The sequence below is a fragment of the Pseudomonas triticicola genome, assembly GCF_019145375.1.
GTDB classification, from domain to species: Bacteria; Pseudomonadota; Gammaproteobacteria; order Pseudomonadales; family Pseudomonadaceae; genus Aquipseudomonas; species Aquipseudomonas triticicola.
The window spans coordinates 84820-97978 of record NZ_JAHSTX010000002.1; the positions used below are offsets into that span (position 1 = coordinate 84820).

Consider the following 13159-nt stretch of genomic DNA (forward strand, 5'->3'; position numbering starts at 1 on the left):
GCTCCCTTTCCCCCTCGCCCCCTTGGGGGAGAGGGCTGGGGTGAGGGGGATGGATTTTGAATCTGACACAGTTCAAAAGGACGGCGCCTGCTGCCGCCGCTTCCACTGACTCAACCGCTGCTGCAAATTCAGCGGGCTATGAATCTGCTGCGCCCGCGCCCGGCTGAACAGGATCAATGCCAACTCCGCCGTGGCCAGCGCATCGGCACTCGCGTTATGCCGCTCGAACACTTCGAGCCGGAACCAATCGATCCACTCATCCAGCCCCGCCTCGCGAATCTGCGCCTGCGGACATAACAGCGGCGCAATGTCCGCCACATCCAGAAACACACGCTGCAGCTTATGCCCCAGATGTTCTTTCACTGCGCGCCCGAGCATGTGCTGATCGAACGGCGCATGAAACGCCAGCACCGGGCTGTCGCCGATGAACTCCAGCAACTCCAGCAACGCTTCCGCCGGGTCGCTGCCTGCGGCAATCGCATTCGGCCCCAAGCCATGAATCAGCACGCTGGGGCTGAGCTTCAATTCGCGGCATTGCAAGGTGCGTTCGAACTGCTGGCTGAAATCGATCGCGCCGTCTTCGATCACCACCGCGCCGATCGACAGGACCCGGTCCTTGCTCATATTCAGGCCGGTTGTCTCCAGGTCCAGCACCACCCAGCGCTGCTCGCGCAGGCTGCATTCGCTCAGCTCGGCAAGCGCCGGCAGCTTCGCCAGCCGCTGCTGCAAGTCCGCCGACACCACGGGGCTGGCCGGGCGTAGCCAGGAGAACAGGCTCATAGCTGATACCGCAAGCTCAGGCTGCTTTGCAGGCGCTGCGCCTGGCGCAGGGATTCGCGCAGGATGCGCCGGTCGAGATGATTGAGGCTGTCGGGATCGACGCGGTTGGAGTACGGCTGGTTCTCCCGGGTCTGGAGCTGATGCTGCTGCATGCGCGTTTGCTGAATGAAGTGATAGGCCTCTTCATACGCCGCGCCGTCGAGCGGCTCGATGACCTCTTTATCGACCAATTGGCGGAAGCGTTCGAGGGTGTTGTTGGCGTCAATGCCGTTGGCCAGCGCCAGCAAACGGGCGCCGTCCACGAACGGCGTCAGGCCCTGGATTTTCAGATCCAGCGTGGCCTTCTCGCCATTCTTGCGGGCCAGCACGAATTCACGGAAGCGCCCAACGGGAGGGCGATTGCGCAGGGCGTTCTCGGCGAGCATGCGCTGGAACAAACGGTTGTCGGCGACCTGATCGAGAATGCCCCGGCGCAATTGCTCGCAGCCTTGCTCATCGCCCCAGACCACGCGCAGGTCGAAATAGATGCTCGACCCCAGCAGGTTCTCCGGCGTGGCTTCGCGGATGAACGCGGCAAAGCGCCGCGCCCATTCGGCCCGCGACAGACACAGCTCGGGATTGCCGGCCATGATGTTGCCCTTGCACAGGGTGAAGCCGCACTGCGCCAGGCTCTGGTTGATCTGCTGGGCAATCGGCAGCAGCTTGCCGCGGATCTCCGCTGCGTGCGCGGCATCGCGGGCATCGAACAGGATGCCGTTGTCCTGATCGGTGTGCAGCGTCTGCTCGCGCCGGCCCTCGCTGCCGAAACACAGCCAGCTGAACGGCACGCCCGGGTCGCCTTTTTCCGCAAGGGTCAGTTCGATCACCCGGCACACCGTGTGATCGTTGAGCAGGGTGATGATGTGGGTTATCTGCGTCGACGACGCGCCGTGGGCGAGCATGCGCTCGACCAGTTGGCCGATCTCGCCGCGCAAGGTCACCAGTTGCTCGATCCGTTGCGCGCTGCGGATGGTCCGGGCGAGGTGGACCAGATCGACCCGTTGCAGGGAGAACAGGTCACGCTCGGACACCACACCGCACAGGCGTTGATCCTTGACCAGACAGACGTGAGCGATGTGCCGCTCGGTCATGGCGATCGCCGCATCGAATGCGCTGTGATCCGGCGACAGATAAAACGGTGAACGGGTCATGTGCTGTTCGATGGCGTCGCTGAAATCACCGACACCTTCGGCGACCACATGGCGCAAATCGCGCAGGGTGAAAATCCCCAGCGGCGCCTTGTGCTCATCCACTGCGACGATGCTGCCGACCTGTTGCTCGTGCATCAGCTTCACCGCTTCACGCAACGGCGTCTCGGCGCTGCAAGTCACCGGATGGCGCATCGCAAGTTCACCGAGACGGGTGTTCAGCGAGTATTGGGTGCCGAGGGTCTCCACGGCTTTTTGCTGGACTTGCTGGTTGACCTGATCGAGCAGGCTGCTCACCCCACGCAAGGCGAAATCGCGGAAGGCGCTGGAAAGGGCGAACAGTTTGATGAACGCCAGTTTGTTCAGTTGCAGGCAGAAGGTGTCTTCGCCCGCCAGATGTTCGGTGCGAGTGGCGCGTTCACCGAGCAGCGCCGCCAGCGGAAAGCATTCGCCGGTGGTGATTTCGAACGTGGTTTCGGTGCCGGGTTTGGTGATGTGCTGACGTTCGCCGACCACCCGACCCTGTTTGACGATATAAAAGTGCTCCACCGGGCCGTCGGCCGGTTTGATGATGCTCTCGCCCTGGGCAAAAAAACGCAGCTGACATTGCTCCACCAGATAGGCGAGGTGGGCGTGTTCCATCTGATTGAAGGGCGGGAAGCGCTGGAGGAATTGCAGGGTGCCCTGAATGTTCTGCAACACCGCGGTTTTCCCTGCCTGGGTGAAGGCGTCCGCTTTGCTCATAACCATTACCGCAGTCTTTTTCGAATTGTTGTTGTCGGATCGTTGCCACCATGGTCGACCCCGGCGGGCAGGGTGCCCATTGGACGTAAGTCTAGGTTTTGCCACCATTGGCCGATTTTCGGAAATAACCTACGCAAAAGCTCGGAAAAGCTTGCGCTAGCCACTTGGAAAAAATTCCGACGAAGTGCACATTGAAGCGCTGTCCGGTGATGTCTGACGACTTGCCAGGGATTGTTTGAACATTTAGAGAGCGCCATGTCCGACCACGATATTTTGAGCGACGCCGAGCGGGAAGCGCTCAGCGCAGTGATGCTCGAACCCGATCTGCCGCCGCAGCGTGTCCTGATCGTCGACGACGACAAGGACGCCCGCGAGCTGTTGTCGGAGATTCTCGCGCTGGACGGCATTCGCTGCATGACCGCAGCCAGCGGTGAAACCGCGCTGAAAATGCTCGATGAAAAGCCTTCGATTGGCCTGGTTATTACCGACCTGCGCATGGGCAATGTCGACGGCCTCGAGCTGATTCGCCAGGTGCGTGAATCGGTACGGGCAGCGATGCCGATCATCATCGTCTCCGGCGATGCCGACGTGAAAGACGCGATCGAAGCGATGCATTTGAGCGTGGTGGATTTTCTGCTCAAGCCGATTGATACGAGAAAGTTGCTTGAGCTGGTGAAACACGAATTGGGCATAGAACCCTAGAGGCCCCTCACCCTAACCCTCTCTCGGAGGGAGAGGGGACTGACCGCGGTGTATATTCGTGGTACACCGACCTGAGACTCCTCAGTCGAACTCCGGTTCTGAAAACACAAAGATCGGCTCCCTTTCCCCCTCGCCCCCTTGGGGGAGAGGGTTGGGGTGAGGGGGTTGGATCTGCGCCGCTCCGCTAACCCGCCTCCGAACACATAAACAAAAAAGGCCCTGATCTCTCGATCAGGGCCTTTTTCATTTCCAGCGTCAGCGCAAATTACAGACCATTCGCAGCCTTGAACTCGCGACGACGACGGTGCAGCACCGGCTCGGTGTAGCCATTCGGCTGCCTGGTGCCTTCGATCACCAGTTCGACCGCCGCCTGGAAGGCGATGTTGCTGTCGAAGTCCGGTGCCAGCGGGCGATACAGCGGGTCGTTAGCGTTCTGGCGGTCAACCACTGGCGCCATGCGCTTGAGGCTTTCCATCACTTGCTCTTGGCTGACGATACCGTGGCGCAGCCAGTTGGCGATGTGCTGGCTGGAGATACGCAGCGTCGCACGGTCTTCCATCAGGCCGATGTCGTTGATGTCCGGCACTTTCGAGCAACCGACACCCTGGTCGATCCAGCGCACCACGTAACCGAGAATGCCCTGGGCGTTGTTGTCCAGTTCGTTCTTGATCTGCTCTGGTGTCCAGTTCGGGTTGACCGCCAGCGGGATGGTCAGGATGTCATCCACCGAGGCGCGCGCACGTTTGGCCAGTTCGGCCTGACGCGCAAACACGTCAACCTTGTGGTAGTGCAGCGCGTGCAGCGCAGCGGCGGTCGGCGATGGCACCCAGGCAGTGTTGGCGCCGGCGAGGGGGTGAGCGATTTTCTGCTCGAGCATCGCTGCCATCAGATCCGGCATCGCCCACATGCCTTTACCGATTTGCGCACGACCTTGCAGGCCGGTGCTCAGACCGATGTCGACGTTCCAGTTCTCGTAGGCGCCGATCCACTTCTCGGCCTTCATGTCAGCCTTGCGCACCACTGGGCCGGCCTCCATGGAGGTGTGGATTTCGTCGCCGGTGCGGTCGAGGAAACCGGTGTTGATGAACACCACGCGCTCGCTGGCGGCCTTGATGCAAGCCTTGAGGTTGACCGTGGTGCGGCGCTCCTCGTCCATGATCCCGACTTTCAGGGTGTTGCGCGGCAAGCGCAGGACATCTTCGATGCGCCCGAACAGCTCGTTGGTGAATGCCGCCTCTTCCGGGCCGTGCATTTTCGGTTTGACGATGTACACCGAACCGGTGCGGGTGTTGCGCCGCGAGGTGTTGCCGTTGAGGTTGTGCATTGCGGCCAGGCAAGTCACCAGACCGTCGAGGATACCTTCCGGTACTTCGTTGCCTTGGCTGTCGAGGATCGCATCGATGGTCATCAGATGGCCGACATTGCGCACGAACAACAGCGAACGACCGTGCAGGGTCACTTCTCCGCCATTGGGCGCGGTGTAGGTGCGATCCGGGTTCATGGTGCGGGTGAAGGTCTGGCCGCCCTTGGACACGGATTCCGCGAGGTCGCCCTTCATCAGGCCGAGCCAGTTGCGGTAGATCACCACTTTGTCGTCGGCATCGACGGCGGCCACGGAATCTTCGCAGTCCATGATCGTGGTCAGCGCCGATTCCATGAGAATGTCTTTGACCCCGGCGGCATCGGTCTGGCCGACCGGAGTGCTGGCATCGATCTGGATTTCGAAGTGCAGGCCGTTGTGCTTGAGCAGCACCGCGATCGGTGCGTTGGCGTCGCCCTGGAAGCCGATCAACTGAGCGTCATCGCGCAGGCCGCTGTTGCTGCCGCCCTTGAGCGTCACGACCAGTTTGCCGTCAGCGATTTTGTAGCCGGTCGACTCGACGTGGGAGCCAGCGGCCAGAGGCGCCGCTTCGTCGAGGAAGGCGCGGGCGAAGGCGATGACTTTGTCGCCACGCACTTTGTTGTAGCCTTTGCCTTTTTCCGCGCCGCTGTCCTCGCTGATCGCGTCGGTGCCGTAGAGGGCGTCGTACAGCGAACCCCAGCGGGCGTTCGAGGCGTTGAGCGCAAAGCGCGCATTCATTACTGGCACGACCAGTTGCGGGCCGGCGGTGCGGGCGATTTCATCGTCGACATTTTGCGTCGTCGCCTGGAAATCAGCCGCTTCTGGCAGCAGATAACCGATCTCTTGCAGGAAAGCTTTGTAGGCCACGGCGTCGTGCGCCTGGCCGGCATGCTGCTGATGCCAGGCATCGATGCGCGCCTGGAAGTCATCGCGTTTGGCGAGTAGGGCTTTGTTCTTCGGCGCCAGGTCGTGAATGACCTTGTCGGCACCTTCCCAGAATTTTTCGGCGGTGAGGCCGGTACCGGGAATGGCTTCGTTGTTCACGAAGTCGAACAGGACTTTGGCGACCTGCAGGCCACCGACTTGAACGTGTTCAGTCATTGCTTGCCTCACTCTGCTCAGCTATTTCGCTTTTCAGCTCGTCAATTTAACAATGAAGCTTCCGGCCATTTAAACCACAAACCTGCGGACCAGTACATGCCATTGCTGGCGGCTGGGCTAGGACCAATCAACGGCTTGGAGGCCTTGCTGACGGGGCTTTCAGGGTTGCGAAGGGCCTTGGGCAGACATCGATCCAGCGTTATGTAGTGCGCGCTGCGGCATACTACATGATGAGTTGCGCTTGTGAAAATCAGACTAATTACGTCGTTCTGCGACCTCATGACGCATTGCGGTCACGTCGCGGAACAGGATGTTCTCAAAAAAGCATTGGATTGTTCCAGTTAAATATCGAAAGTTGTACACATAATTACTGTGGGCCTGCTAAGGAGCAATTTGGGTGTAACGATTTGTGGCGAGGGGATTTATCCCCGTTGGGTGGCGAAGCCGCCCCCTGCGGTCCGGCTGGCAGACCCAATTGGCAGGGCTCACGACTGCTGCGCAGCCGGACGGGGATAAATCCCCTCGCCACAGGTCATCATCTGCCAGCACTGGGTCAGGCTGAATCAATCCGCTTGCCTATACTTGCCCTTCGATAACAAAAGTCATGACAAGAGGGCTGCGCCATGGACCATCTCGTACTCACCGTTTTCGCCCCGGACAAGCCCGGGCAGGTCGAGCGCATCGCCCAATGCATCGCCGAGCACGGCGGCAACTGGCTGGAAAGCCGCATGTCACGCATGGCCGGGCAGTTCGCCGGGATTCTGCGCGTGGGCGTACCGGCGGAGGCTTACGACGAACTGGTCGATGCCCTGCAAGCGCTGTCGGCCCATGGCATTCGGGTACTGATTGCCGAAAGCGGAGTGGAGCAGTCCTGCACGTGGAAACCGATCGCCATGGAACTGGTCGGCAATGACCGGCCGGGTATCGTCCGCGATATCACTCGGCTGTTGAGCGAGCAGGGTGTGAACCTGGAGCGGCTGGTAACTGAGGTGCGCCCGGCGCCGATGAGCAGCGAGCCGCTGTTCCACGCCGAGGCGATTCTCGCGGTACCACTGACGCTGTCGCTGGATGTGTTGCAGGCGCGCCTGGAAACCCTGGCCGATGATCTGATGGTCGAATTGGTGTTACGCACAGAGGTTTAAACGTTCACAGGGTTATTCAGGTTTAACGTGCACCTGCCTGTGGATAACCTGTAGAGACAGACCGCCACGCCACGCCGGCCGTGGCTTTGCGCCCTTTGATCAAAAAATCGCCAACATTCAGTGACTTGCGCACAAACGGCGGGGATCACGCTGTGGATAAGCTTGGGAAGGAACGATGCAGGCCACGAGGACCGTGGCCTGTAGAGGTTTGTGCGTTTTTTGATCAGGCGCGCCGGCGCAAACTTATCCACGCATCGACGCTATAGACCGCCAGACCGGCCCAGATAAACATGAACGCAACCAGCGTGCTGGACGACAAATGCTCGCCAAACAGCAGCACGGCTTGCAGCAACACCAGCGTCGGCGCAATGTATTGCAGGAAACCGATGGTGGTATAGGGCAAGTGGCGGGTGGCGGCGTTGAAACACACCAGCGGCACCAGCGTCACAGGGCCGGCGGCCACCAGCCACCAGGCTTCGGAGGTGGTCCAGAAGGCCGGCTGCACACTCGTTGCAGTCTGATTGAACAGCAACCATGCGATCGCAATCGGCACCAGCATCCAGGTTTCCACTACCAGCCCCGGCAGCGCTTTGACCGGCGCCTGCTTGCGGATCAGGCCGTAGAAACCGAAGGTCAATGCCAGCGCCAGCGACACCCACGGCAGACTGCCGACCTGCCACACCTGCTGCGCCACGCCGATGGCAGCCAGCCCGACCGCCACCCACTGCATGCGCCGCAGCCGCTCGCCGAGAAGCACCATGCCCAACAGCACGTTGACCAGCGGATTGATGTAGTAACCCAGACTCGCCTCGAGCATGCGGCCGTTGTTCACCGACCACACGTAGGTCAGCCAGTTGGCCGCGATCAGCGTGCCGCTCAGCGCCAGAATCGCCAGGCGCTTGGGATTGTCGAGCAGCTCGCGCAGCCAGCCCGGGTGCTTCCACACCATCAGCAGCAACGCACCGAACAGCGCCGACCACAGCACCCGGTGGATGATGATCTCGACGGCCGGGACTTCGGCGATGGCTTTGAAATAGATCGGGAACAGGCCCCAGATGATGTAGGCGCTCAGGCCCAGAATGTACCCGCGACGCGGGTTGGCGGCTTGCATGCAGAATCCTTGCTCAGGCAGCTGACAAAGGAGGGATTGTAAGGAGATTTGTCCGCGAATGTCGTAGACCAATGTTCAAAGAATTGTGAACACCGATCCTGTGGGAGCGAGCCTGCTCGCGAAGGCAGTCTGACATTCAACATCGATGTTGCCTGAAATGACGCCTTCGCGAGCAGGCTCGCTCCCACAGGGTTCAGTGTGAATCAGAAGAGTTTCAGCGGTTCTTCATTCAGTGCCGCCAACTGCTCACGCAACGCCAGCACCTGGTCGCCCCAATACCGCTCCGTGCCAAACCACGGAAAGCTGTGCGGGAACGCCGGGTCGTCCCAGCGCCGCGCCAGCCAGGCGCTGTAGTGCATCAGGCGCAGGGCGCGCAACGGTTCGATCAGCGCCAGCTCGCGCGGGTCGAAATCATGGAATTCGTTGTAGCCGTCCATCAATTCCGATAGCTGCCCCAGGCACTCCTGGCGATCGCCGGCGAGCATCATCCAGATGTCCTGCACCGCCGGGCCCATGCGGCAGTCGTCGAGGTCGACGATGTGGAACATCTCGTCGCGGCACATCATGTTGCCGGGGTGGCAGTCGCCGTGCATGCGGATGTTCTGGTGCGGCGTGGCAGCGTAGACATCTTCGACGCGTTTGAGCAGGTCGCGGGCAACCGACTCGTAAGCCGGCAGCAGGCTCTTGGGAATGAAATTGCCCTCAAGCAGGGTGTTCAGCGAAGCATGGCCGAAGTTCTGCACGGCGAGGGCTTCGCGGTGTTCGAACGGCTTGGTGCCGCCCACCGCATGCATGCGCCCGAGCAACTGGCCGAGGCGATACAGCTGATCAAGATTGCCCGGCTCCGGCGCCCGGCCACCACGACGCGGGAACAGGGTGAAGCGGAAGCCGGCGTGCTCATGCAGGGTTTCGCCGTTGTGGATCAGCGGCGCTACCACCGGGATGTCGATGTCGGCCAGTTCGAAGGTGAACTGGTGCTCTTCGAGAATGGCCTCGTTGGTCCAGCGCTGCGGACGATAGAACTTGGCAATCAGCGGCTCGGAGTCTTCGATACCGACCTGATACACACGGTTTTCGTAGCTGTTGAGCGCCAGAATGCGCGCGTCGCTGAGGAAACCGATGCTTTCAACGGCATCCAGGACGAGATCGGGGGTGAGGGTTTCAAACGGGTGGGCCATGCTGACTCCTGCGCGCAGCAGGCTGCTGCGTCCGGCTCGGCATGGTAGCGCAGATGGCGGCGCGAAGGGTGTTGGTGTCTGCCCGGGCCTCTTCGCGAGCAGGCTCGCTCCCACCTTGGAATACGATTCCCTGTGGGAGCGAGCCTGCTCGCGAAAGCGGTTTATCAGGCGCCGACAACCCCGCCGTCTTCGCGGGTAATCGCCATCACCGAAGACCTCGGCTTGCCATTGGGCAGATGCTCGGGGAAGGTCGAACCGCCGTTCTCGCCTGGATGCTGAATCCCGACAAACAGGGTTTTCTGATCCGGCGAGAAGCTGATCCCGGTCACTTCGCAACCCACCGGCCCGACCATGAAACGGCGAATTTCACCGGTCGCAGGATCGGCGCAGAGCATCTGGTTGTTGCCCATCCCGGCGAAGTCGCCAGCGTTGCTCGAGTCGCCGTCGGTGAGAATCCACAGGCGTCCGGCCTTGTCGAAACCCAGACCGTCGGGGCTGTTGAACATATTCTGCGGCGTGATGTTGGATGAGCCACCCTTCGGCGTGCCGGCATGTACGCTCGGATTGCCCGCGACCACGAACAGATCCCAGGCAAACGTCTTCGAAGCGTGATCGTTGCGGTCGGTGCGCCAGCGCAGAATCTGCCCGTAAACGTTCTTCTCGCGCGGGTTTGGACCGCCCACCGGTTGCCCGTCTTCACCGCGCTTGGCGTTGTTGGTCAGGGTGCAATAAACCTGGCCGTCCTTGGGACTGACGACGATCCACTCCGGGCGGTCCATGCGCGTTGCGCCAACCACGCTGGCGGCAAGGCGCGCGTGGATCAGCACTTCTGCCTGATCGGCAAACCCGCTGCTGGCGTCGATGCCGTTCTTGCCGTGGGTCAGTTCGATCCACTGGCCCTGGCCTTTCGGGTGATCAGGGTTGCCGTCGCCGGCATCGAATTTGGCCACATACAACGTGCCGTGATCGAGGATGTCGCGGTTGGCTTTCTGATTGCGATGGTTGATGCGATCACGGCTGACGAATTTGTAAATGAACTCGCCACGCTCGTCGTCGCCCATGTACACCACAGCGCGACCATCGTCGGTCTCGGCCAGCGCGGCGTTTTCATGTTTGAAGCGGCCCAGCGCGGTGCGTTTGACCGGGGTCGATTGCGGATCGAACGGATCGATCTCGACCACCCAGCCGTGACGGTTGAGCTCGTTGGGGTTCTTGGCCATGTCGAAGCGTGGATCGTGCGGGTGCCAGTTGATGTCTTTGCTGCTGGCGACAACGCCGTAGCGCTTTTGCGCGGCATCGAACTGCTGCTGGGCGTTGCTGCTGCCGAAGCAGTCGGTGAAGTTTTCTTCGCAGGTCAGGTAGGTGCCCCACGGCGTCTTGCCGTTGGCGCAGTTCTGGAAGGTGCCGAGGACTTTCTTACCGTGCTTGTCGGCAGCGGTTTTCATCAAGTCGTGGCCGCGGGCCGGACCGCTGATGCGCAGCGGCGAGTTACCGTGAATCCGACGGTTGTAGCGCGAGCCCTGGACGAACTGCCACTGGCCGTTCCTGCGCTGCACTTCGATCACCGACACGCCTTCACAGGCCAGCGCCTTGCGCACGTCTTCGGCCGACTGCGGCATGCCGCCGTGGGGATACAGATAGCGGTAGTTGGTGTATTCGTTGTTGATCGCCATCAACGCGCGATTCTTGTCGTCGGGGAAGGCGAACAGGCTCATGCCGTCGTTGTTGTCGCCGAACTGCACTTCCTGTGCGGCGGCGGTGCCATTGCCGCTCGGATCGAAGGCCGGACCGTTCTTGTGCAGCGGCTGGCCCCAACTGATCAGCACCGAAGACTTGTAGCCCTTGGGCAGGCTGATGGCGTCGGTGGTCGCCGCCGGAATGCTCTCGAAACCGAGCAGGCGGCTGTTGCCGGCGCTGACGCTGGCGGCCATGACGCTGCGGCTCAGCAGGTTGCCGCCGAGGAACATCGCCGCGCCGCACAAGGCACCGGCGCTGATGAAACCGCGACGGCTGAGGCCGACCATTTTTTCCAGATCAGTGGATTGGTTTTCTTCTAATAGGCTCACATCAGGCTCCCTGCTTGGTTATGGGCAACACCTTAATGCGGGTCGATGACGCTTTTGTGGCAAGGACAAATCAGAGCGGCGTGCCGATCAGCACGTTGGACGGCGCGCATTGCACCCTCACCGCAGACCCCACGGCGAGTTGCTGGTTGCGCAAGTGCAGCGGTTCGGCCAAGGCGCAAAGTGTCTGGCCGTTGGGCAGGGAAATGCGCACCTCGCTGGGACCGTCCTCGGCATCGAGGATGGCTTCGATGGTGCCGCGCAGGACATTGTGTCCGGGCGTGGCCGGCTGATCGGCGCCGAGCAATTCAAGCCAACCAGCCTTGATCAGCGCCATCACGTCGCTGCCGGTGTGCAATTCCAGATGCAGCGTGCTGTCGTGGGTGATCTGCGCCTCCAGGCCAATGCCTTCGGCCAGTTCGAGGCGGATCAGATCGTTGCGCCCCTGCGCCTGAATCGCTGCCACCGTGCCATGCAACTGATTGCGCGCGCTGGTCCTGAGCATCAGCCGCCCGAGCAGGTCGAGATCGCTGGCGTCTTCCGCCGCTTCCAGCACCTGCGCCTGCAACGCCTGCAATTTCTGATACAGACGCAGCACCCGCTCGCCCTCGCTGGACAGTCTGGCGCCGCCGCCACCCTTGCCGCCCACCACGCGCTCGACCAAGGGTTTCTGCGCCAGATTGTTCAATTCATCAATCGCATCCCATGCCGCCTTGTAACTGAGCCCCGCGCTTTTCGCCGCACGGGTGATCGAGCCCTGCTCGGCGATGTGTTGCAGCAGGGCAATGCGCTGCGGGCGGCGGACGATGTGCTGGGAGAGCAGGGTGGGCAGGGACATGGCAGAACGCTTCTGGCTCGGGCGATGAGAGGGACGTTGGCCACTTGCAACGCGCGAGTCAAGCCTGACGCCGAGCCCCTGTGGGAGCGAGCCTGCTCGCGAAAGCGGTTTGACCAACCACAGCTTTGTTGAATGTGACGCCCATTCGCGAGCAGGCTCGCTCCCACATGAGATCTGTATTCGCTTCAGGTACCGGGCTTCGGCGTCCGGGCCAGGCAATACACATCAACCCGCGCTGCACCCGCACTCATTAACAACCGCGCCAGCGCCTGAGCGGTCGCGCCGGTGGTCAAGACGTCGTCAACCAGCGCGAAATGGCGGCCGCTTAGCTCTGCATCAGGCGCCAGCGCAAAGGCATTACGCAAATTGCGCTTGCGCGCCTTGGCATCGAGATCCTGTTCAGCATCGGTGTCGATGACTCGCCGCAGCAGCTGTTCTTCGCACGGCAAACCCAGCGAAACACTCAACCAGCGCGCGAGCATCGCCGCCTGATTGAATCCTCGCCGACGCAGTCGTTTATTCGCCAACGGCACCGGTAGCAACACATCAGGTCGCGGTAAGTCCTCGGCGAAGCGATGCTGCAGGTATTGGCCGAGAACGTCGGCGAGCAGGTGACCAAACGGCCATTTCGCGTTGTGTTTAAAGCGTGTAATCAGACTGTCCACGGGGAAGCCATAAACCCAGGGCACGGCGACCTGTTCGAAGGCCGGAGGCTCTAGCAGGCATTCGCCGCAAGTCAGGCCATCCGCCGCCAGTGGCAAAGCGCAGCTCTGACAATGGCTGCCGAGCCAGGGCAGCTCGGTTTCACAGGCCTCGCACATTGGCATTTGTGCTTCTGCGGGCTCATCGCACAGCAAACAGGTCTGTACGTTTTTTAAACAGATGTAAACCTGCCCCTTGTATTGCGGTTGACAGCGCATCGCTCTTCCTTAAATATGCCGAACATCCGTGTAGCGCCTGTGGGTATTCCG

10 protein-coding genes are annotated in these 13159 nt (G+C 61.3%); 2 read left to right on the forward strand and 8 right to left on the reverse strand.

Annotated features, from left to right (window positions below):
• Positions 1-72: 72 nt before the first annotated feature.
• Entirely contained in the window at positions 73-780 is a 708-nt protein-coding gene (locus KVG85_RS22140; protein WP_217865049.1) for a 3'-5' exonuclease, read from the reverse strand.
• Positions 777-2711, reverse strand: a complete 1935-nt coding sequence (locus tag KVG85_RS22145) for a putative nucleotidyltransferase substrate binding domain-containing protein (RefSeq protein ID WP_302471562.1) — start codon at positions 2709-2711, stop codon at positions 777-779. The genes KVG85_RS22140 and KVG85_RS22145 overlap by 4 nt, the downstream gene beginning before the upstream one ends.
• 255 nt (positions 2712-2966) lie before the next feature.
• Between KVG85_RS22145 and KVG85_RS22150 the strand changes: the two genes are divergently transcribed.
• Positions 2967-3413, forward strand: a complete 447-nt coding sequence (locus tag KVG85_RS22150) for a response regulator (protein WP_110603523.1) — start codon at positions 2967-2969, stop codon at positions 3411-3413.
• A gap of 265 nt (positions 3414-3678) precedes the next feature.
• Here the strand turns inward: KVG85_RS22150 and KVG85_RS22155 are convergent, their stop codons facing one another.
• A complete protein-coding gene (locus KVG85_RS22155; RefSeq protein WP_217865051.1) occupies positions 3679-5856 on the reverse strand; it encodes a malate synthase G in 2178 nt (725 codons plus the stop codon).
• A 623-nt stretch (positions 5857-6479) separates the two neighbouring features.
• Here KVG85_RS22155 and KVG85_RS22160 point away from each other — a divergent pair.
• Complete coding sequence (locus tag KVG85_RS22160) at positions 6480-6998, forward strand: glycine cleavage system transcriptional repressor (protein ID WP_016772854.1); 519 nt, start codon at positions 6480-6482, stop codon at positions 6996-6998.
• Positions 6999-7221: 223 nt separating this feature from the next.
• Here KVG85_RS22160 and rarD read toward each other — a convergent pair whose 3' ends face one another.
• The 5 genes from rarD to KVG85_RS22185 all read right to left on the reverse strand — a co-directional run bounded on the left by rarD (position 7222) and on the right by KVG85_RS22185 (position 13108).
• The gene (rarD, locus tag KVG85_RS22165) at positions 7222-8109 is read right to left on the reverse strand and encodes an EamA family transporter RarD (RefSeq protein WP_016772855.1); all 888 of its coding nucleotides are present in this window, start codon (positions 8107-8109) and stop codon (positions 7222-7224) included.
• Between the two features lie 203 nt (positions 8110-8312).
• Positions 8313-9287: a serine/threonine protein kinase gene (locus KVG85_RS22170; protein WP_039757662.1), complete on the reverse strand. Its 975-nt coding sequence runs from the start codon at positions 9285-9287 to the stop codon at positions 8313-8315.
• A gap of 164 nt (positions 9288-9451) precedes the next feature.
• Positions 9452-11353 (reverse strand): PhoX family protein, encoded by a 1902-nt coding sequence (locus KVG85_RS22175; protein WP_217865052.1) that lies wholly within the window; start codon positions 11351-11353, stop codon positions 9452-9454.
• Positions 11354-11423: 70 nt separating this feature from the next.
• Positions 11424-12188 carry a TOBE domain-containing protein gene (locus tag KVG85_RS22180; RefSeq protein WP_217865053.1) on the reverse strand — a complete coding sequence of 255 codons (765 nt, stop codon included), beginning with the start codon at positions 12186-12188 and terminating at the stop codon, positions 11424-11426.
• Between the two features lie 185 nt (positions 12189-12373).
• Positions 12374-13108, reverse strand: coding sequence for a ComFC family protein (locus tag KVG85_RS22185; RefSeq protein WP_217865054.1), 735 nt, complete (start codon positions 13106-13108; stop codon positions 12374-12376).
• Positions 13109-13159 lie beyond the last annotated feature (51 nt).

Excerpts from the sequence above, each read along its gene's own strand:
- KVG85_RS22140 (WP_217865049.1), bottom strand. The coding sequence starts at position 780 with ATGAGCCTGTTCTCCTGGCTACGCCCGGCCAGCCCCGTGGTGTCGGCG.
- KVG85_RS22145 (WP_302471562.1), bottom strand. The coding sequence starts at position 2,711 with ATGAGCAAAGCGGACGCCTTCACCCAGGCAGGGAAAACCGCGGTGTTG.
- KVG85_RS22150 (WP_110603523.1), top strand. The coding sequence starts at position 2,967 with ATGTCCGACCACGATATTTTGAGCGACGCCGAGCGGGAAGCGCTCAGC.
- KVG85_RS22155 (WP_217865051.1), bottom strand. The coding sequence starts at position 5,856 with ATGACTGAACACGTTCAAGTCGGTGGCCTGCAGGTCGCCAAAGTCCTG.
- KVG85_RS22160 (WP_016772854.1), top strand. The coding sequence starts at position 6,480 with ATGGACCATCTCGTACTCACCGTTTTCGCCCCGGACAAGCCCGGGCAG.
- rarD (WP_016772855.1), bottom strand. The coding sequence starts at position 8,109 with ATGCAAGCCGCCAACCCGCGTCGCGGGTACATTCTGGGCCTGAGCGCC.
- KVG85_RS22170 (WP_039757662.1), bottom strand. The coding sequence starts at position 9,287 with ATGGCCCACCCGTTTGAAACCCTCACCCCCGATCTCGTCCTGGATGCC.
- KVG85_RS22180 (WP_217865053.1), bottom strand. The coding sequence starts at position 12,188 with ATGTCCCTGCCCACCCTGCTCTCCCAGCACATCGTCCGCCGCCCGCAG.
- KVG85_RS22185 (WP_217865054.1), bottom strand. The coding sequence starts at position 13,108 with ATGCGCTGTCAACCGCAATACAAGGGGCAGGTTTACATCTGTTTAAAA.